Below are 19891 nucleotides of genomic sequence, written 5' to 3' on the forward strand. Positions count from 1 at the left end.
CCTTTTTCACAGCAAAAAAGCGTAAACATTCACATACATGAACGCTTACGCTCTTGGTTATTGATTTGGCATTGGAGATCCTTCACCAATGCGTTGACCGTTATCGAATCGGAAGAAGTGATAAAAATGGCGGTTCGTCCCTTCTTCATCTTTCCGATAGACGAACGCTTGGTATACAAACACTCTATCTTTGATACCAGGCTTTATTTGCTTAATTTCCGCATCTGGATAACTAGTCAAGATTTGATTCGCGATATAAGCTTTATCTACCCCATCAGCTGCTCGCTTCACATCTACCTTTTCCTTGCCTACCCAAACAATTTGGTCAGTATTCGATGCATCTTTCCCATGAATCACATAGGTTGTATCATACCAAACAAACTTATCTACTTCATCAACACTCACAAGTTGAATCGCTTCATTCGCCCTTTGAATCGCGGCAGCTTCTTTGGCATCTTCCTCACGATTCACCGAATTTAAGAAGTATACAAGGAGACTAATAACCATCACCAATGCTAGCAATACACCAGACACAACCCAACGCCAACGCGGATTACGATCGCGTCGTGGCCGACTTCTAGTCATATGAAGATCCATCTACTGCCTCCTAGCGTTCAAGCAAGTTTCGGAAGCATTGTTCCGCTTCATGCTTAATACGCTCTTCATCCATTGTCAAGCACTCACCATTCTTAACAACTTGGTTCCCGTCAACCCATACGTGCTGAACATCTTTAGCGCTCGCGGAGTATACCATATGAGATACGAGATCCGTATGAGGATATAAATGCGGCTGATCAATGTTAACCGCGATAAAGTCCGCTTTCATCCCAACTTGCAACAAACCTACATCGTTCATATGAAGTGTCTGAGCTCCGTTTACCGTAGCCATTCTCATTGCATCTGCAGCAGGAACAGCGGTTGGATCACCAGATACCCCTTTATGTATAAGGGCAGCTAGTCGCATTTCTTCGAACATGTCTAGGTTGTTATTGCTCGCAGCACCATCGGTACCTAGAGATACGACAACTCCAGCTCGCTGCAAATCAACGACACGTGCAACACCGCTTGCCAATTTGAGATTACTTCCTGGATTATGAGATACACCAACATTGTACTTCGCCAAGGTTGCGATTTCTTCGTCATTCAAATGTACGCCATGTGCTATAAAGGAAGGACGGCTAAACAATCCAAGCTTCTCCAAATGAGCTACTGGACGAAGTCCATATTCTTTTACATTTTGCTCAACTTCTGCTGCTGTTTCAGACATATGTGTATGCAGCATCAAATCTAACTCGTGAGCAGCCTCTACGAACTTTTCAATGAATGCCGGCGGGCATGTATATGGAGCATGCGGTGCAAGCAAAGTCGTAATTCTACCATTTGCTTGTCCATTCCAGTCTTTCGCAAATTGAACAGCCTCATTCAACTTCATGCGCTGTACGTCTTCACTGCACAATCCAATCGCACCACGCATCAAGGCAGCGCGAATGCCGGATTCTTCACTGACTTTTGCAACTTGGTCCATATGATCATACATATCGACGAATAGCGTAGTACCGCCTTTAAGCATTTCGATAACAGATAAAGCTGTACCCCAATAAACATCGTTGCCCGTAAATTTAGCTTCCATAGGCCACATCTTTTCCTGCAACCAGCTCTGGAGAACCATATCATCACCGTAGCCACGAAGCAGCGACATAGCAGCATGACCATGCGTATTAATTAAGCCCGGCATGAAAAACAGGCCTTTGCCATCTATATATTCTGCTTCACCTTGTTCATAAGCTTCAGGCAGTGTTTCACCGATATAGACGATCCGATCTTGTTCTACCACCATGTAGCCTTTAATTGTAGTTTGAGCTGCGTCCTCTTGCAATTGTGCAAATAGTCCGTTACGTATGATCAATCGTTGTGTCATTCGGTACAACGTCCTTTCCTTCATTAGGTAAATAGTAAGCTAAGCTGAACAAATCTGTTGAGAAGTCAGCTGTATGCACACGAACATGTGCAGGCACCTTTAAAATAACTGGAGCAAAGTTCAAAATCGCCTCTACACCAGCCTCAACAAAGCGATCAGCTACCTGCTGCGCTTCTAATGCAGGTACGGTAATGATGCCAATACGAATGTTATTTGCCTCAACTCGCTCTTTCAGTTCCTCCATTGGCTGAACCTCTAGTTCACGAATAGCAGTCTCTATCTTCGCTGGAAATGCATCAAATACGGCAACGATTTTCATATTGTCATTTAAAAAACCAGAATAGTTGCACAATGCTTGTCCAAGTTTACCTGCTCCAACTAGAGCAACATTAATTTGTTGATCCAGCTTAAGTATATGTCGAATCTGCTCAATTAGATAAGAGACGTCATATCCGATACCTTTCCGACCAAAATCTCCGAAATAGGCTAAATCCTTTCGAATTTGGGCTGGATTCAGATCTAGTTTCTGTCCCAAATCCTGAGACGATATGGTTAGTACTTCACTCTGTTTTAGTTCTTTCAGATGTCGCAAATATACAGGCAATCTGCGTACGACAGCTTCAGAAATTTTTAGTGTTTTCATATACCAGTCCCCCTTTCGTTCTACCTATCAACATGCCAACTCTTATTATAATAAACCTTTTACATTTCCACTACTGGTTACTGCTGTTCCTCTTTCAGCCACGTTTCAACTCTCGGAACAACGTGCTCTGTAGCCATATGTTCCATTTTGGGACCAGGTAATGAATACAGAAAATGCTTCCCATAGCTTGTTTCGATAACTCGCGTATCATAAATTAGTACAATTCCTTTGTCCTGTGTTGTTCGAATAAGACGACCAAAGCCCTGCTTGAATCGAATAACAGCTTGAGGCACGGAGTATTTACGAAACGGATTTTGTTTGCGTCGCTTCAATAAATCACATTTTGCTTCAACCAACGGATGATTCGGCGGTTGGAATGGCAATCGAACAATTGCCAAACAAGTCAAAGCGTCACCTGGAATATCTACACCTTCCCAGAAGCTGCTTGTACCAAGAAGCACCGATGCTGATTGTTCCTGAAAACGACGTGTAAGCTTACTACGGTTCCCACTATCCATTCCTTGACCAAGCACTTGAATCCCATGAAGCTTCAAGTGTTCCTTCAAAGGCTCATATACGTCCTTGAGCATACGATAGGAGGTAAACAGCACAAGCATTCTACCTTTCGTCACTTTAGCAATATCCGCTAAAGAGGTGGTCAGGTTTGAGTTAAAATGAGGATCGCTTGAACCTCTCACTGTCGGGAAATCACGCGGTATAATGACCAGAGCCTGTTCACGGTAATTAAACGGAGAAGGCAAAATAACCGTATTCAAACGTCCATCCCTAGCAGCATCTTTCAAACCGATCTGTTCTTCCACAAAGCTGAAAGATTTATCTACAGACAAGGTTGCAGATGTAAGAATGACACTTTTCTTCGGTTCAAAGAAGTACCGGTTAAGCGCTTCACTAACGTCTACGGGTACAGCATACATATTCATGGATTTATGCTTGTATTGCGGATTGCCTTCCATCCAATAAACAGTCTCAGGATCACTAACTTGGACAAACATTCGGAATTCATCTTTAACATTCGCCAAATCTTTTAACAATCCTGTTACATCTGTAATAACACCCTGTAACTCCTCGTCATCAGCTTCTTTCCACTCTTGAGTCAGTTTCTCGCCGGAACGCACGATTTCATTTAATCTTGTATGAATTTCTTGTTCCATCTCAGAAATGGCTGACCATGCTTCGGGCTTATTTGACGATTGCAACCTTAATACAGCCTGTCCCACTTCAGCTTGGCCTGCTTCTGGCGCTGGAAGCAACTGATACATAGCTTCATGCAGCCGATCCCAACTGTCTTTCATCTCAACAATTTGATTCATTAGCTTATCAATGCCTTCTGCCCACACCAATGATTTCTCACTGCCAGATAATCGCAAGCGGGTTTGCAGCAGAACAAGTGAACCGTTCTTACTATCTTTGTACAAACGTACGAGCGGATGTATTAAGGAGAAATATTGCACATGTACGCCAAGATGCTTTCCAGCAGTCTCTTCAAAATGATGTGCCTCATCAATGACCAAATGCTCATATGCAGGTAGCAATCGATGCTCCGCGATCACATCAGTAAACAATAGAGAGTGATTCGTAATAATGACGTCCGATAAATTTGCATTGTTCTTGGCACGATGATAATAACAGCGTCGGAACCAAGGACAGGCACGATTCAAGCAAGAATCGCTGTCGCTGGAGACTGTATCCCAAAAATCAGGCCCTTTATGAACCAAGTGAAGCTCTTCATCATCACCATGTTCGGTCTGACTTAACCAAACAACCATCTGCGCAGCTGTGATGAGATCATCACGAGCATGCACAAACTCTCTATGATTTATTTTATGTTCAAACTTTCTCAAACACAAATAATGACTGCGGCCTTTTAATACCGAAGCTTTGAATGGCACAGGCATTATCATGTCAAGCAGCGGCAAATCCCGTTGGCGCAACTGCTCTTGCAAGTTGATTGTATGTGTACTGATAATGACTTTCTTGTCATTCTTCACACTGTGATATAAAGCTGGGAGCAAATACCCAAGAGACTTCCCAGTCCCCGTACCAGCTTCAATAAGTAAGTGCTTGTCTTCATCCAAACACTCCATAACTTCGTCAAACATCTGCTCTTGCGCAGAGCGAGGTTCATAGTTGGTGAACCGCTGTTTGAGATTATCTTTCACTTGATCCATAAAGGAGCGGAAAGAAACACCTTCTAACGCCTGATCTTTCATGCCCTCGCGCGGTGGTAGCTCATCTGTCCATTCATCCGTCTTAAAACTAAGCTGACGGTACGATTGCTGATCATGACGATCATTGAATCGGGTTGCATCTTGTTCGATACGTGCAAGCTCAGACTGCAGCAGCCAAGCTAGATCATTATCTTCATTTGCAAACAATTCAACAATACGCTGCAGCGTCAAAAGGGGAAGATCTCGAATCGCTTCTATGCAACGAACAAATATGTGTGCGGTTGCCAGTGCGTCACTATCTGCCTGATGCGGCCGCTCGTGTTCGATTCCAAATGTTTGCGCAACCGAGCCTAATTGATAAGATGTTAATGACGGAAATAAGATTCGCAGCATTTCAATCGTATCCAATATGCGGCCTGTAAAAGGCAAATAGCCCGTCTGTTCAAGTGCATTCCTTAAAAATTGATAATCAAAAGCTACATGATGACCCACCAACGCCACATCGCTTAATAGTGGCACGAGTCCTGTCATCGCCTCATCCAAGTCAGGAGCATCGGCAACCATTTCATCAGTAATTCCTGTTAATTGTGTAATAAAAGCAGGAATCGGGATAGAAGGACGGACAAGAGTATGATATTGCTGTTCAATCGTTAGCTGTTCATTTAGCACAACGAAGCCAATCTGTATAATTTCATCGCCAGGCTGATTGCCTGTCGTTTCAAAGTCCAATACGGCAAATCTCATCATTTACATATTCCTCTCGCCCAATTCTGTTTATATAGCATAACAGATGTTCGGTTGTTTGGAAATGAGTAGAGGGGTACATCTTACGAAAAGATGTTCCCCTCTTGTAATTTCATCCCATATGAACCATTCGCTTTTCTCCTAACTGGAGACAGCCATGATTATCTATACATACTTGTAAATTAGCAATTGGCTCGGGAATCGTTGGATCAGCAACATGCGCTTGGTGAAAATAGTGCTGTGCTTTCTCCGTATTTCGATCCATCGCTTGAATACAACCTAATGCATTATACGCCAATGCTTTCAGCATTGCATCTTCCGTCAACGGAATAATAAAATGAAAATGACGGCATGCTTCCTGCTTGCGACCGAGATGCAAATAAGACAATCCCAAATATGCTCTTACTAATAATCGTTCAGGTTGCTGTAGGGCAGCCTGCTCAAACTGAGGTGCTGCTTGATGATACATCAAAAGCGTAAAGTAACCTTGCCCCCGTTGAAAAGGATCACTGTAATCCAAATCCAAAATAGACTTCTGTACAGAGGGCTCTTTTTTGGAAACGATACTTTTTAGACTGTTGCTTGGGCTGTTATGCTCGCCTTCCTCTTGCTTACGAAGTAATGCCAGCTTCTCTTCAAATCGAAGCCATTCTTCCAGAAAATGATCACTCATGGAAGTGAGCAGTTGAATTTGCTGTTTCAGCTCTTCACGCATTTGCCCCTTCGCTTTCGGATAGTGCTTCATAATGTCATCCAACTGATCATTCATCGTCGCGAACATGTGCTGCAACACGATTCATCCCACCTCTACATGTGATGCTGTGCGTTGTTGTTTGGCTCACGTTCATTGTGTGTATCAACGATGCTTTTCATGCGGGATGGCATTGATTCAACAATACTGCCTCAAGCTGTTATCGAATTGTTGCATGAATCTCGACACCCGCTGTTTCAGTGGGACGATTGCGCTCATCAACAAAGACGATCCGAGGCTCATATTGACGCGCCTCTTCATTGGTCATGCCAGCATAGGAAATAATTATGACGTTATCTCCGGGTTGAACAAGTCGGGCCGCTGCACCATTCAAACAAATAACACCAGAATGACGCGCGCCACGGATCACATACGTTTCGAGACGAGCACCATTATTATTATTTACGATTTGAACTTTCTCATTCGGCAGCAAGTCTGCTAATTCCATAAGATGCTCATCAATGGTAATACTTCCGACGTAGTTCAAATTTGCTTCTGTTACCGTCGCACGATGAATTTTCGATTTCATCATTTCACGAATCACGGCATAATCCCCATTTCTTTATGATTCATATATTTGAAAAACATAAATAAGTTAGAAACTAAATTTCGCCTGACATTGAGTGAGTATATAGAACATAAATCGTTATCGGTCGCACACCCGTTCTTATGATTGGTATGGCAAATATAAGTTATCAATCAATCTCGTATTGCCAAATCTGACAGCAAGCGCGATTAATATGTCAGAGTTGTGTTTCGCCAACTGAACAGATGCAGCAAAGCGCTCCATACTTGGATACTGAACAATCTCTACATAGTCAATATTTGCAATTGGCATTGCCTGAATATATTTAACGATTACGTCATTCAGTTCGGCAGCAGTAATGGTTGACTGTTCACGAATTAGCGAATGTGCCATTTGTAAGGACTCAGACAAAACAAGCGCCTGTCTACGTTCTTCATCGGATAGGTACACATTACGTGAACTAAGTGCTAGACCATCTGCTTCTCTGACAATCGGACAAGGTACGATTTGCACATCGATATTCAGGTCATTTACCATCTGTTGAATAACAGCCACTTGCTGCGCATCTTTCAAACCAAAATAAGCACGATCCGGTTTTACCATATTAAATAATTTAGCTACGACAGTCGTTACTCCATCAAAATGACCAGGTCTAGATGCCCCACATAATCCTTCTGTTACTTCAGCAACTCTGATCTTAGTCTTTGTCGCTTGCGGGTACATGACATCAACAGATGGTAAAAATACGATATCAATACCACATTGCCCAGCGAGCTGTAAATCACCTGACTCATTTCGCGGATAGCGTTCTAAATCTTCATTTGGGCCAAATTGAATCGGATTCACAAAGATGCTAAGTACAGAGATCTCATTTTGTTCAACCGACTTCCGCATCAGACTTGCATGTCCTTCATGCAAATAGCCCATTGTCGGTACAAAACCAACTGTACTATTAGGGCGATTGCGGCGCAATTGCTGCACCGCCGCTCTTATTTCTTCAACCGTACGTGCTACGATCAACGAACTTCCACCTTTCCTGGGCCATACAAATGCTCAACTACATCATCTTCTGCTCGGAAGCTGTTTACTTCTGCAGGGAATGCACGTGTCTTGACATCTTGTACATAAGATTGGATGCTTTCTCTTATTGTTGTTCCGATATCGGCATAAGTCTTAACAAAGCGCTTCTCGCGGTAATCTGGTGAGTAGCGGACAATATCATGGAATACAAGCACTTGGCCATCACAGCCTGCACCTGCACCAATACCAATGGTAGGAATGCTCAGGCGCTCACTAATATAAGCAGCCACTTGATCCGTTACTAGCTCAAGCACAATTGCGAATGCACCTGCGCGCTCCAATGCAAGCGCATCTTGTAGCAAGCGTTCTGCATCTTCTTTTGTTTTGCCTTGAATGCGGTAGCCTCCAAGTTGATGTACAGATTGAGGCGTTAGTCCGATATGACCTAGAACAGGCACTCCTGCCTTAACGCACGCGTCAACCATTAAAGTAATCTCCGCGCCGCCTTCCATTTTAACAGCGTTTGCATGACCTTCTTGCATGAGTCGACGAACGTCATTTAACGTCTCTGCAACCGTGCTGTGATAGGTCATGAACGGCATATCGGCTACAATAAATGTATTAGCCGCTCCACGGCGTACAGCGCGCGTATGGTAAACCATATCATCAATGGTGACTGGCAATGTGGAATCGTATCCAAGAACGACATTTCCAAGCGAGTCTCCAACTAGAATCGTATCTACCCCAGCTTGTTCGACAAGTGCTGCAGTTGGATAATCATACGCAGTCACCATTGTAATGGGGTTTTTATTTTCTTTCATATTCTTCAATTTAACAATGCTTACAGGCTGTTTTTTGACTACTGACATGTAAGTCAACTCCTTTGGTTTTTCCTTTTTAGTTTACGCAAAACAAAAAAACCTTTTAGCGTTTCCACTAAAAAGGTCCCAAAGCAAAAAAGAAGTCACATGCGGACGTCTTTCTGTCTCGGTCCCTTCGGCTCAGAGCAGAAATGTGCAGCACAGCTACTATGCAATTAAAGGCACAATTCCGTTGCTTTGCGAGTGCGGTTCCAGTCGGATACCGCCTACAAAGCTAGTATACCAGAAATGTGCCTTCAAATCATGTACTAAATTGCACGTCTCCAGAAAAAACTTTCTTATAACAGCCATCTGCATCCAGCAATAGAAGCGCACCGGATTCATCTAGTCCTTGAGCTACACCGCTAACGCGTCCAAAAGGAGTATCGACGTTAAGCGAGCGCCCGATCGTAATACTTTGCGCTTCCCATAACGAGCGAATTGGGCCGAAACCTTGCTCTTCGTAGAGACGGTACAATTGCTCCCACTCGAACAATACTTCGGCAAGCAGTGCAGCGCGGTCTACTTCTTGTCCACTTTCCCGACGCAGCGAAGTCACAACTTGTCGAAGCTCCTCTGGAAAGTCCTCTTCTTCTAAATTAACGCTAATGCCCACACCTGCGATAACACTGAGCAATCGCTCATCCTCTGCTTGAGACTCCAGCAAAATGCCGCATACTTTTCGTTCACTTACGAGTAAATCATTCGGCCATTTTATACCTACTGGTAAGGAGACAATACGTTTGATAGCTCGACATATAGCTACTGCAGTGAGCAGTGTTAAATGAGGAGTGAAATGAAGCGGTATACGCGGCTTAAGCACGAGACTCATCCAAATCCCTTTACCCGCAGGTGAATGCCATGCTCTCCCCCGACGACCTCGTCCTTCTCCTTGCTCTTCAGCAATGACGACTGCACCCTCTTCTGCCCCTTCTAGAGACCAAGCGAGTGCTACGTTCTGAGTTGAATCTGTGCGTTCAAGCAGCTTCAACTGTTGGCCGAAGCTGCTTGACTTGAGATGCTCTCTAATCGATGATTCATCGAGCTTAGTAGGCTCGCCGATAAGGCGGTATCCAAGCTTCGGAACGGCTTCAAATCGATAGCCTTTTTTGCGCAAACGATTAATTTGCTTCCATACCGCTGTACGCGATATGGACAGCTCCCGACTTATCTCTTCGCCAGAAATATATTGATCTTGATGGGATTGGAACCATCCTAAGAGCGGATCGCTCACACTGTATCCTCACCTTTCATTACTTCATTCATTAAGGCATCGCGCTCGTTCGGGAGCGCACCGATTGCCACCTCTAGCCAGACACGTTCTAGGCTGACTCGTACCCAAGGGCCGGCAGGATGCTCGCTTGTCGCGAGGATGTCGCGGCCCTTAATGGCAAGGTCCGACAGCTGCCGGACCGGCATGTCCTTGAGCCACTGCGGCGCCATGCGCAGCAGCGTGCAACCAGCCTCTGGTTGCGCGTATGCCCGCTGTAGTTCGTCTGCGGCCTGTGGCTGTGCGTATGCAGCCTGTGCCTGCTGTAGTTCGTCTGCGGCCTGCGGCTGCTCGTGTGCTTGCTGTGCTGCCGCAGGCTGCTCGCCTAAACTTACGCCTAGCATCGCTTGGCGGCAAGCCAGGGCTCCGCGCACAGCCGTTTCGCCATAGGCGAGCACGGCTTGCGCGAACGCGCGGCGCAGCGCAGCTTCGCCAGCGCTAACGGCGCTTTGCGCTGCTGCGGCGGCGGATAACGCCTGCGCCGCCGCAGCGAGCTGCGCATGGGCGCGCAGGACGGGCAATATGCCGTCCTGCTGCGCGCCTGAGAGGCGCAGGGCAAGGCATACAGCCTGCGCCTCTTCCGCGCTTGCGCCATGCACAAGCGCAAACAGCGCGAAGCGCAGCTCGGGCGTCTCCATTTGCCCGATCGCTGCGAGTGCGCTTTGCCAACGGGCGCTCCATGGGTGCGCTATGTATAGAAGCGGCTCTTTCGCATAAGCGAGTATCCCGCTTCGCACGACAAACGCCCAGCCCCTAGCAGGATCTGGCCCAGCGGTAAGCTTCCACAACTCTTCGCGCACACGTTCCATCGCGACAGGAGCCAATTCAGCGCGCAGCTTCATCAATGCGCGCCACGTCCCCTTCGCGATCCGCATCTGTAACACAGAAGCGAAGCGAAGCGCTCGCAGCATGCGCAAAGCATCCTCGCTGAACCGCTCCTCTGCATCACCAACTGTACGGATGCGGCACGCAAGCAAATCGACTTGTCCAGCAAATGGATCCAGCACAAAGCCGTTAGCATCAACGGCCATTGCATTCATCGTAAAGTCTCTTCGACGCAAATCTTCCGTCACATCCGTAATAAATTCCACGGACGCTGGACGGCGATTATCCACATAACCGCCCTCACGTCGAAATGTTGTCACTTCATAAGTACCATATTTCGTGACAACCGTAACCGTTCCATGCTGCAAGCCTGTTGGTATGACACGATCAAACACATCACATACTTGATCAGGCTCTGCAGAAGTAGCAATATCGATATCGTGAATGGGACGTCCTAGTATCGTATCACGCACACATCCGCCTACCATATAAGCTTGATAACCAAACTGCTCTAGCGTTCGAATAATTTCTCTCGCTCCTTCAGCTAGGTCACTATTCAACTGTAGTTGAAGCATATCCATTCAAGCCTTTCTTGACATCGGTTTCACGACAGGATGCCGATAATAACCAATGCATATCGATCATGACGTGCACACGGGCTCTTCCAAATTTACTTCCCGATTCAATACACGATAATATATTTTCTCATACTCATGCGTGATGAGATCATTACAGAACACGTGACGAGCTCTATGCAAGCATGCTTCACGCATACGCTCTGCCAAAGCATCGTCTGTCAACAAGCGGACCGCATAAGCTGCCATCGCATCGGTATCTCCGACTGGTGCCAAAAATCCCGTTTCTTCATGAGTTACGAGTTCAGGTATGCCACCTGCAATCGAACCGATAGTCGGAACACCGCAAGCCATTGCTTCCAAGGCAACCAAGCCAAAGCTTTCTTTCTCCGAAGGTAATAACAAAACGTCAGCCAAAGAAATAACTTGAGCGATCTCGTCCTGTTTTCCTAAGAAATGTACGCGATTTTCCAAACCCATGGCCATAATTTTGTGCTGTACTTTCGGCATATCAGGTCCTTCACCAACAAAAACAAGTCGTGAAGGCACTTTTTCCGCCATTTTTGCAAATGTATCAACTACATCACATACCCGCTTCACCGGACGGAAATTAGAAATGTGCATTACGATTTTCTCATCTGGATATGCAAACTCTGAACGCAAGTGAGAAATATCACGCGGATAATACACTCGCTTATCGATAAAGTTATAAGTCAAGTCAATATGACGATCAATATCAAGCAATTCTCTCGTCTCGGAAATCAAGTCTTGGGATACTGCCGTAACGGCGTCACTTTGATTAATCGCAAACCGAATCATGTCCTTTAAAGTTTCATCCTGCGCTAACACGGTAATATCCGTACCATGAAGAGTAGTGACCACTTTTAAATCCGAAGAGCTCATTTGTTTCGCCAAATAAGCACATACGGCATGTGGTACTGCGTAATGAACATGAAGCAAATCCAACTGCTGCATTTTTGCCACTTGTGCCATTTTGCTGGCTAATGACAAATCATAAGGAGGATAGCGGAACACATAATAATCATTCACATCCACCTCATGGTAATAAATATTTTTCTGAAAAGAAGTTCCTAAACGAAACGGAATATTGTGCGTAATAAAATGAACTTGATGTCCACGCTCAGCCAACAGTTTGCCAAGCTCTGTTGCAACCACACCTGACCCTCCAAGTGAAGGGTAGCATGTTATCCCTATTTTCAAAGGCTCCTGTGTCATACCCTGACCTCCCTTACACTGCTGCTCTCTACAACAACGGTTTACTGCTGCTGCATCAATGAAGGATTATATGCCTTCTTTATATTTACGTATTTATGATTTATGATTCCCGTTCTAACAAATATGCAACATGATAAGGACCCTTATAAATAAAACCTTCTGCATACTCAATCCCTCTTGCTTGTCCTATAAGCGCATCGCGAGCGGCAACCCGTTCTACGTAACCTTGATTTAATGGAGTTGCAACGATATCTTCCCCACTTTTTGCGCATGTGAACTGGGACTGATAAGCATAAAGAGCTGCCTGCTTCTGATCATAAACATCTGTTACATCGACGATAAGGTCAGCTGGTGCCAAGTCGTTAATGAAGTAAAAATACACATGTTCAGGCTGATGAGCAGCCAACTCTGGCATGTATCGGCGTAACTTCGCATTAAACAGCGCTTCTTGTACGATACGACTGCACATGACATGGTCAGGATGCCTATCTTCCCAATACGGTACAAAAACAACACGCGGCCGATAGGTACGGATTGCTTTGACAACTTCATCAACATGCGACTTATCCAACTTCAATCCGCGATCGGGCAACCCCAAATTCAAGCGAAAGGATATTCTCAACGCTTCATCAGCCGCCTTTGCTTCCTGCTGACGTATTTCTACCGTTCCATTAGAAGACATCTCAGCATAAGTCATATCAACGATACCAATGCTAAAGCCTGCTTGCTGATGTTTGGCCAACGTACCACCCATCCCAATTTCTACGTCATCAGGATGAGCTCCGAATGCTAATAAATCTACCTGATTCATTAAGCTTCATCGACTCCCGGTTTATATTTATCCGTTAATTCTCGCCAAGCAAAATCTCCACGCTCTAATGCACGTACGAGCAGCTCAGCGGTAGCAATATTGGTCGCTACCGGAATACCTTGCACATCACATAGACGAAGCAACGCGATAATATCTGGCTCGTGAGGTTGTGCCATAAGCGGATCACGCAAGAAGATAATCAGATCCATTTCATTATCGGCAACTAAGGCGCCAATTTGTTGATCTCCACCGAGCGGTCCAGACTGGAAACGATGAATATCTAATTTCGTAGCATCCATAATACGGCTTCCTGTCGTCCCCGTTGAATAAAGCTTATGACCATGAAATACATATTCGTAAGCAATTACAAAGTTGACCATTTCATCTTTTTTGCGATCATGTGAAATGAATGCGATATTTAGCATAGTTAATTACCCTCCGTCTATCTGCGATGTATACAAGTTAGAAGTTTGAATATTATGAAATGCATGTATCGAAAAGCTATTAGTCCATCATGTGCTCAAAACCATAAATTAATTCTTCTATTTCCATGACTTTCTTTACGGCAACATTAACTCCAGGCATGTAGCCTGCACGCTCATAAGAATCATGACGTATTTTTAACGATTGGCCGTATCCACCGAAAATAACTTCTTGTTGTGCAAACACACCAGGTAAACGAACACTGTGAATTCGGAATCCATTGTAGTATCCGCCACGTGATCCTTCAATCGTCTCCTCCTCGTTCGGATTGCCTTGACGATGCTCTTTTCGAACTTGAGAGATCAATTCTGCCGTTTTAACTGCTGTACCCGATGGTGCATCCAACTTCTGATCACCATGATACTCTATAATTTCAAGATCAGGGAAATATTTAGATGCCTGTTGGGCAAATTTCATCATTAAGATGGCTCCAATGGAGAAGTTGGGTGCAATTAAGCCTCCAAGCTTCTTCTCTCTGCACATTTGCTGCAGCTCTTCAATTTGTTCTGCTGTGAATCCGGTTGCTCCGACTACAGGCCTTACACCATATCGAATAGCTAGCAATGTATTATTCATAACTACATGCGGAGTAGTAAAATCAACAAGCACATCTGGGCTTGTCTGTTCCAATGCTCGTTCCAAATCATTTGTCACGATAACACCGCTTGCTGGCAAGCCAACTAGTTGTGCAGCATCAATGGAACCAGAAGATCTATCGATTGCTGCTGCTAGTTCCAGTGTATCATCTTCTAGAACCATTTTTACAACTTCGCGGCCCATACGGCCACCCGCTCCAGTTACAGCAACTCTTATCTTATTCATGATTCATCAACCTTTCCGTTATCATCATGTCCAACGTTCGATGATTGTTCGATTCGAGTCCATCGATTTGCATCACGTGTGTTGAATTTATCCATTACTTTATCGTGAGCTTCTGTCAAATCAATTCCTAAGGAATTAGCAAAGCATAATAGAATAAAGAGAACATCCCCAAGCTCCATTTCGATGGAATTATCCGCTTCAGAGGATTTCTTCGGTTTCTCACCATAGAAATGATTCACCTCACGAGCTAATTCCCCTGCCTCCTCCGTCAATCTAGCAAGCATTGCTAATGGACTGAAGTATCCTTCTTTAAACTGGGATATGTATTGATCGACTTCGCGCTGCATTTCAGCCAATGGCTTATCGCGAAGATTTTCTAATGAAAAGGAACGTTGATGATCCGACATGGTCAATCCTTTCTGTACATGCACATGTTGTATGCCTGCACGATGCCTAATATAGCTAATATGTTATCGCAAAGCATGATGGAAAACAAATGCTTTTTAAGCCCATTTATTGTTGCTGTGCAGGATTGAAGCATGATAGTAAGGGCCGTCATCGATAAATAATAAAAAAGACGACTTCCGCTTTCAGAAGTCATCTTATCCATCATTTATAATGAACCCCAAGGACTATTGTGAATACCATCTCGGTCATAGCGATACTTTTGATACGCCACATACGCTAACGTAACCGTAACAATACACCCTAACCATATTAATACTTGCATCGGAATAGGCTCTTCCACAATAGGTGCAATCGTCTCTAATTCCTTCGTAGATCCAAACAAATTATCTAATATAATGGATTCATAATCTTTTAAAGCACGCTGTACATCTTCATGCTTCACTTCATCACGTATGCCCTTATTAACAAGTGTAATCATAGAAGTTGCCATTTCAATTGCTTCTATAGGACGATCAATGGAAGCAGCAGGCAGCAGCCTATCCATATGTTCCAGCCACTGTAAGGATACCTGCTTCCATACAGCAGCAGTTTTTGCCTCAGCCATCTGTTTCATCTCATCCATGATGACCGTTGCATACTGCCGCCACATTGCATCCTGTTCATGCGTAACTGCGTCAATGACTAATCGTAATCGAGCAGCCGCTCGTTCAAGTTGCTGTTCATCTTGTTTGGCAGCAACCAGCGTCTGCTTAAAGCGTATCACGCTATCGGTAATCGCCTTCATTTGCTCGTAGGTCATATGATCGAACATGCCTGGTGCTGATAGTACCGTGGTGAAATTTTTCATATTGGCATGAATATTTGTCATGTTTCCATTCACGCTATCTTTATACATCGCTGCAGCTAGCCGGTCAGCCTCTTTCCAATTCAAGATGTTGAGATCGGATTGTTTATCAACGGCAGCTTGTACGTACGGAGGCATGGACATTACGGCCCATACAAGTACGAAACAGATAACGATACGCAGTGCATGCATGTACACCCCTCCCCTTCCTTAACCTATGGGGAAGAATGAGAATCTAGAACAATTCAAGTAGACAACTATCTTTTTCTTGCAGCAACAACGATACTAATGGATTTTCCTGTCAAAGGTTGCTCTTTCCACCCGCCCCACATATGAAGCAGTTCAAATCCACTAGCGTCCATCAATCGGATTAATTCCTGCGGGAATGTATAACGCAAATCAATATAGGTTGTATCATCATTATCAATCTGATCATTTACATAATAGGTTCTAACCGTTTTATACCGTTGAATTTGGCTAACCGCATCATAGCTGCTCTGGTAAGCAACTTCACATACTCGACCATCTGCACATGTGTATTTGTGATCAACGAGCAGCTCATCTGGCTGAAAGATTTCATCTGCCAATGGGAATCTTGTGTCAAACAAGCATATGCCCCCTGGCTTCAGCGCTTTATGGAAGGATTGCAGCAAGCGACTCTGTGAATCATTTGTTAGAAAATGCTGAAATGCATTCCCCACCATTGAAACGAGCTGAAAGTTATTCTCCCAGGGTAATTCTTCACAGTCAGCTTGTTGCCAAACAATATCCAAATTCAGCTCAGCAGACTTTAGAGCAGCATGATCAAGCATACCTTGATGAAGATCGACCCCTACTACTTCATACCCTTCCTGTGCTAAAGGTATCGCAATTCTGCCTGTTCCTGTTGCTGCATCCAACACTGGCCCTTCTGACAGCTGACACATTTTTAAAATGGTAGCTAGTTCGTATGTACCTTTATTCTCTTCATCATAACGTATTACATCTGCGTATTCTTGTAGATTATGATCCATTTCGTTCCTCCACATGTTGTATGCATAGATAACCAATCATCCATTTCTTTTATAAAAGTTTATTATAAAAGTCTGTTGTGTTGTCCCCTAATTACCAATCTTGCTGCTGCAACACTAACACCTGTAAGTATAAAAGTGAAAATACAAATAGCGGTCAAATCATCCATTAACAATCGAGACAAACTTGGAAATACACCAAACATATAATCAACCGTATCATTAAGCCAAGTCCATCCTGCTGCAACCATAATGCTAATCGCCCCATAGCGGAACCATTTCGCATACAATAATGCTTCAACTGCCATAGCCAAGTGTGAGGAAATTAACATCCAGTCCTGCCAGATCATGTCCTGTCCTTGATATGTCGCGCTAAAAATCATGACACAAGCCCATATCCCGTACTTAATTGAAGTAACCACGGCTAAAGCTTCGATAATTCCCCTGAATGCAAGTAAAGCAATACTTGTGCCTTTAGGAGGAAATAGTAAGAACAGAAGAGATATTGTAAAAAACAAGCTTGCAGTAGGGCTGTCTGGAACGAAAACAATCTGCCATAACGGAAGATTCATCCAAGTGTAAACAAGTTGTTCTTTGTACCAATAATATCCGTAAATCGTACCTAATGCATTTGACCAGAACAACGCCCATAATACCCAGCGCTTTGTGAAAAAAGCTTGATTACTTATAGGATGTATCATATTACTCCTCCAAACAGTCGAAATGATCGCAGAAAGCCTGACCGCATGATTGCGATCAGGCCAGCATTGTGGATCATTCTACTATTCTTTCTTCTGCTTCGCAAGCCAGTCAGCCAGCTTATCTAGCTCTTCTTCTGTTACTCCTGCTGACGTAGCTGTATCCAGCATCGCTGGCATCGCGCCACGTCCATCTTTAATGACCGTCAAAATTTCTTCTTTCGACAAGCGATCACCTACGCCAAGCAAGGCAGGAGCTCCTCCGCCTTCAAGTTCCCCACCATGACACGCAATACAAGTCGCTTTCTTATACGTTTCCATGGCTGGATCATCAGCAGCTACTAAAGCAACTGAATCGTTAGGCTTCGGATGATTATACGGCTTGCCTGCAAGCGCATTCTTTTCTGCCTCACGAACACGCTTATGATGTTCTGGCTCAATTTTCTGCACTTCAAGCTCATGTTGGTATTGGTCCCAAGAAACTACTGTTAAATAGACACAAGCAGCCAATGACACAAGCATAAGTGAAGATGCAATTGGACGTCTATAGAAGCGGCGCTCCTTGCCAGTGTCCAAGAACGGAGCAAGCATTAATCCACCAAATGCAATACCTGGTATAAGTACGGTACCAATGAGTACATAATTACCGGCAGCATACGGATATTTAAGTAATTGATACAAGAACAAGAAGTACCAGTCCGGTATCGGAATAAACGCTGTATTGTTCGGATCAGCCGGATAACCTAACGGAGGAGCCTCCGAAATCGTTAAAACGAGAAATCCAACAAGTACAACCGCGCCTACCATCCATTCTTTTAATAGAAAGTTAGGGATGAAGGCTTCCGATTTGCCAGGATAGGAAGAATAGTCCGGCTGAAGCGGTTGATGACTTTTCTTCTTGACTCGGGAATCCCCAACGTACACGACTTTTTCATCTTTAGAACCATGTGCCATCTCTTCTCCCCCTCTCTTATAGCGGCCCTGATATGCCTTGACGGCGTATCATGAAGAAATGTGCTCCTAGCAATCCTAGTAGAGCTGCAGGTAAGAAGAAAACGTGTATAGCAAAAAATCTAGTTAGTGTCTGCGCACCAACAATTTCGCCGCCTTGCATTAATTCTTTTAGGTATGGCCCGATATATGGAACCGTATCTGCAATCTCCATACCAACTTTTGTTGCAAAATAAGCTTTGTTATCCCAAGGAAGTAAGTAGCCTGTGAAACCGAGTCCTAGCATGACAAAGAAGATAAGCATACCAACTACCCAGTTCATCTCACGTGGAGCTTTGTATGAACCTGTGAAGAAAACACGGAGTGTATGTAAGAACATCATAACAATGACTAGTGATGCTCCCCAGTGATGCATTCCTCGAACGATACCCCCGAATGCAACTCGTTGTTGTAAATATTCTACGCTGTAATATGCATTTTGAATATCTGGCACATAACTCATCGTAAGAAACATACCCGACAAAATTTGAATAACAGTTATGAAAAATGTTAGTCCACCAAAGCAATACACGAACGCCGAAAAATGATGTGCAGGGTTAACGTGTTCCGGCACTTCATGATCAGCCACATCGCGCCATATCGGCGTGATGTCCAGACGTTCGTCTATCCAGTTGTAAACGCCTTTAAACATCTGTCATTACGCCTCCTTATTTCACGCGTGTATTTGGTTTTATTGCTCCCAAGTAGACAATACCATTATCAACTTTCACTTCGTATTCGTCCAATGGAGCACGTGCAATTGCCATCTGTTTGCCGTCTTTAGTGTAAAACGCTCCATGACACGGACAAAAATATTGGTCTTTATGAGCGGCACTATTATTCCAGCCAACGGTACAGCCTAAGTGCTTGCATACTGGGGATAATGCTAAAATTCCACTCTCATCCTTCGTAATCCAAGCTTTTAATTTTGCTTCATCTTCATACCAACCATCAACTTGCAATCTTTTAAAAGAAAATTCTTGCGGTTCAGCGGTCAATTTACTCTCTTCTACTACCTTAATGTAGTCGGTTACAGCCTTTTCCTGAAGCAAAGGATCGACTGCAAAACGAACCATCGGTAATGCCGCTCCACCCATCATAAACGCGCCAGCCCCACCTAGCGTGTAGGAAAGAAATTGTCGACGGGACATTTCTTTACGAGTTGCCGGTTTGTGAGGTTGCTTGTTCTCAAGCGGTTGACTCATCCTCTCTAACCCCCTTTACCAACCGTTGTTACAGCTAATTATGAGATTTATTACCATCTAACT

21 protein-coding genes are annotated in these 19891 nt (G+C 44.3%); all 21 read right to left on the bottom strand.

Going from position 1 to position 19891, the window contains the following annotated elements; all coding sequences use genetic code 11:
- Window positions 1-57 precede the first annotated feature (57 nt).
- Window positions 58-597, bottom strand: coding sequence for a cell wall elongation regulator TseB-like domain-containing protein (locus NQ117_RS04395; RefSeq protein WP_258276777.1), 540 nt, complete (start codon window positions 595-597; stop codon window positions 58-60).
- Window positions 598-607: 10 nt separating this feature from the next.
- Window positions 608-1918, bottom strand: a complete 1311-nt coding sequence (locus tag NQ117_RS04400) for an amidohydrolase (RefSeq protein WP_258276778.1) — start codon at window positions 1916-1918, stop codon at window positions 608-610.
- Complete coding sequence (locus NQ117_RS04405) at window positions 1893-2561, bottom strand: redox-sensing transcriptional repressor Rex (protein ID WP_258276779.1); 669 nt, start codon at window positions 2559-2561, stop codon at window positions 1893-1895. The genes NQ117_RS04400 and NQ117_RS04405 overlap by 26 nt, the downstream gene beginning before the upstream one ends.
- A gap of 77 nt (window positions 2562-2638) precedes the next feature.
- Window positions 2639-5494 (bottom strand): ATP-dependent DNA helicase DinG, encoded by a 2856-nt coding sequence (gene dinG, locus NQ117_RS04410; protein ID WP_258278166.1) that lies wholly within the window; start codon window positions 5492-5494, stop codon window positions 2639-2641.
- Window positions 5495-5606: 112 nt separating this feature from the next.
- Entirely contained in the window at window positions 5607-6287 is a 681-nt protein-coding gene (locus NQ117_RS04415; RefSeq protein WP_258276780.1) for a tetratricopeptide repeat protein, read from the bottom strand.
- Window positions 6288-6405: 118 nt separating this feature from the next.
- Entirely contained in the window at window positions 6406-6789 is a 384-nt protein-coding gene (panD, locus tag NQ117_RS04420) for an aspartate 1-decarboxylase (protein WP_028593565.1), read from the bottom strand.
- A gap of 123 nt (window positions 6790-6912) precedes the next feature.
- Window positions 6913-7791 carry a pantoate--beta-alanine ligase gene (gene panC / locus NQ117_RS04425; RefSeq protein ID WP_258276781.1) on the bottom strand — a complete coding sequence of 293 codons (879 nt, stop codon included), beginning with the start codon at window positions 7789-7791 and terminating at the stop codon, window positions 6913-6915.
- Window positions 7788-8660: a 3-methyl-2-oxobutanoate hydroxymethyltransferase gene (panB, locus tag NQ117_RS04430; protein ID WP_258276782.1), complete on the bottom strand. Its 873-nt coding sequence runs from the start codon at window positions 8658-8660 to the stop codon at window positions 7788-7790. The genes panC and panB overlap by 4 nt, the downstream gene beginning before the upstream one ends.
- 253 nt (window positions 8661-8913) lie before the next feature.
- A complete protein-coding gene (locus NQ117_RS04435) occupies window positions 8914-9885 on the bottom strand; it encodes a biotin--[acetyl-CoA-carboxylase] ligase (protein ID WP_258276783.1) in 972 nt (323 codons plus the stop codon).
- A complete protein-coding gene (locus NQ117_RS04440) occupies window positions 9882-11327 on the bottom strand; it encodes a CCA tRNA nucleotidyltransferase (protein ID WP_258276784.1) in 1446 nt (481 codons plus the stop codon). Before NQ117_RS04440 ends, NQ117_RS04435 begins: the two co-directional genes overlap by 4 nt.
- Before the next feature lie 60 nt (window positions 11328-11387).
- Window positions 11388-12557, bottom strand: a complete 1170-nt coding sequence (bshA, locus tag NQ117_RS04445; protein WP_258276785.1) for an N-acetyl-alpha-D-glucosaminyl L-malate synthase BshA — start codon at window positions 12555-12557, stop codon at window positions 11388-11390.
- A 100-nt stretch (window positions 12558-12657) separates the two neighbouring features.
- Window positions 12658-13368, bottom strand: a complete 711-nt coding sequence (bshB1, locus tag NQ117_RS04450) for a bacillithiol biosynthesis deacetylase BshB1 (protein ID WP_258276786.1) — start codon at window positions 13366-13368, stop codon at window positions 12658-12660.
- Entirely contained in the window at window positions 13368-13793 is a 426-nt protein-coding gene (locus NQ117_RS04455) for a methylglyoxal synthase (protein WP_258276787.1), read from the bottom strand. Before NQ117_RS04455 ends, bshB1 begins: the two co-directional genes overlap by 1 nt.
- A 79-nt stretch (window positions 13794-13872) precedes the next feature.
- A complete protein-coding gene (dapB, locus tag NQ117_RS04460; protein ID WP_258276788.1) occupies window positions 13873-14673 on the bottom strand; it encodes a 4-hydroxy-tetrahydrodipicolinate reductase in 801 nt (266 codons plus the stop codon).
- Window positions 14670-15080, bottom strand: a complete 411-nt coding sequence (locus NQ117_RS04465; protein WP_258278167.1) for a nucleotide pyrophosphohydrolase — start codon at window positions 15078-15080, stop codon at window positions 14670-14672. Before NQ117_RS04465 ends, dapB begins: the two co-directional genes overlap by 4 nt.
- A gap of 206 nt (window positions 15081-15286) precedes the next feature.
- Window positions 15287-16117 carry a sporulation protein YpjB gene (locus tag NQ117_RS04470; RefSeq protein ID WP_258276789.1) on the bottom strand — a complete coding sequence of 277 codons (831 nt, stop codon included), beginning with the start codon at window positions 16115-16117 and terminating at the stop codon, window positions 15287-15289.
- A 65-nt stretch (window positions 16118-16182) separates the two neighbouring features.
- The gene (locus NQ117_RS04475) at window positions 16183-16938 is read right to left on the bottom strand and encodes a class I SAM-dependent methyltransferase (RefSeq protein WP_258276790.1); all 756 of its coding nucleotides are present in this window, start codon (window positions 16936-16938) and stop codon (window positions 16183-16185) included.
- 62 nt (window positions 16939-17000) lie between these two features.
- On the bottom strand, window positions 17001-17636 hold the full coding sequence (locus NQ117_RS04480; RefSeq protein ID WP_258276791.1) for a DUF1405 domain-containing protein: 636 nt from the start codon (window positions 17634-17636) through the stop codon (window positions 17001-17003).
- An 81-nt stretch (window positions 17637-17717) separates the two neighbouring features.
- On the bottom strand, window positions 17718-18587 hold the full coding sequence (locus tag NQ117_RS04485; protein ID WP_258276792.1) for a menaquinol-cytochrome c reductase cytochrome b/c subunit: 870 nt from the start codon (window positions 18585-18587) through the stop codon (window positions 17718-17720).
- A gap of 16 nt (window positions 18588-18603) precedes the next feature.
- Window positions 18604-19275, bottom strand: coding sequence for a menaquinol-cytochrome c reductase cytochrome b subunit (gene qcrB, locus NQ117_RS04490; protein WP_028593553.1), 672 nt, complete (start codon window positions 19273-19275; stop codon window positions 18604-18606).
- Window positions 19276-19291: 16 nt separating this feature from the next.
- Window positions 19292-19828 carry a QcrA and Rieske domain-containing protein gene (locus tag NQ117_RS04495; RefSeq protein WP_258276793.1) on the bottom strand — a complete coding sequence of 179 codons (537 nt, stop codon included), beginning with the start codon at window positions 19826-19828 and terminating at the stop codon, window positions 19292-19294.
- Between the last annotated feature and the right edge of the window lie 63 nt (window positions 19829-19891).

Origin of the sequence: Paenibacillus sp. SC116 (assembly GCF_024733555.1) — a bacterium.
In the GTDB taxonomy this organism is placed as follows: Bacteria; Bacillota; Bacilli; order Paenibacillales; family Paenibacillaceae; genus Paenibacillus_B.

What these genes read in the sequence shown, in the direction of transcription:
- NQ117_RS04470 (WP_258276789.1), bottom strand. Translation starts at nt 16,117, where the DNA reads ATGCATGCACTGCGTATCGTTATCTGTTTCGTACTTGTATGGGCCGTA.
- bshA (WP_258276785.1), bottom strand. Translation starts at nt 12,557, where the DNA reads ATGACACAGGAGCCTTTGAAAATAGGGATAACATGCTACCCTTCACTT.
- NQ117_RS04405 (WP_258276779.1), bottom strand. Translation starts at nt 2,561, where the DNA reads ATGAAAACACTAAAAATTTCTGAAGCTGTCGTACGCAGATTGCCTGTA.
- NQ117_RS04400 (WP_258276778.1), bottom strand. Translation starts at nt 1,918, where the DNA reads ATGACACAACGATTGATCATACGTAACGGACTATTTGCACAATTGCAA.
- panB (WP_258276782.1), bottom strand. Translation starts at nt 8,660, where the DNA reads ATGTCAGTAGTCAAAAAACAGCCTGTAAGCATTGTTAAATTGAAGAAT.
- NQ117_RS04475 (WP_258276790.1), bottom strand. Translation starts at nt 16,938, where the DNA reads ATGGATCATAATCTACAAGAATACGCAGATGTAATACGTTATGATGAA.
- qcrB (WP_028593553.1), bottom strand. Translation starts at nt 19,275, where the DNA reads ATGTTTAAAGGCGTTTACAACTGGATAGACGAACGTCTGGACATCACG.
- NQ117_RS04440 (WP_258276784.1), bottom strand. Translation starts at nt 11,327, where the DNA reads ATGGATATGCTTCAACTACAGTTGAATAGTGACCTAGCTGAAGGAGCG.
- NQ117_RS04480 (WP_258276791.1), bottom strand. Translation starts at nt 17,636, where the DNA reads ATGATACATCCTATAAGTAATCAAGCTTTTTTCACAAAGCGCTGGGTA.
- NQ117_RS04395 (WP_258276777.1), bottom strand. Translation starts at nt 597, where the DNA reads ATGGATCTTCATATGACTAGAAGTCGGCCACGACGCGATCGTAATCCG.
- NQ117_RS04485 (WP_258276792.1), bottom strand. Translation starts at nt 18,587, where the DNA reads ATGGCACATGGTTCTAAAGATGAAAAAGTCGTGTACGTTGGGGATTCC.
- NQ117_RS04465 (WP_258278167.1), bottom strand. Translation starts at nt 15,080, where the DNA reads ATGTCGGATCATCAACGTTCCTTTTCATTAGAAAATCTTCGCGATAAG.
- NQ117_RS04455 (WP_258276787.1), bottom strand. Translation starts at nt 13,793, where the DNA reads ATGCTAAATATCGCATTCATTTCACATGATCGCAAAAAAGATGAAATG.
- NQ117_RS04495 (WP_258276793.1), bottom strand. Translation starts at nt 19,828, where the DNA reads ATGAGTCAACCGCTTGAGAACAAGCAACCTCACAAACCGGCAACTCGT.
- dinG (WP_258278166.1), bottom strand. Translation starts at nt 5,494, where the DNA reads ATGAGATTTGCCGTATTGGACTTTGAAACGACAGGCAATCAGCCTGGC.
- bshB1 (WP_258276786.1), bottom strand. Translation starts at nt 13,368, where the DNA reads ATGAATCAGGTAGATTTATTAGCATTCGGAGCTCATCCTGATGACGTA.
- dapB (WP_258276788.1), bottom strand. Translation starts at nt 14,673, where the DNA reads ATGAATAAGATAAGAGTTGCTGTAACTGGAGCGGGTGGCCGTATGGGC.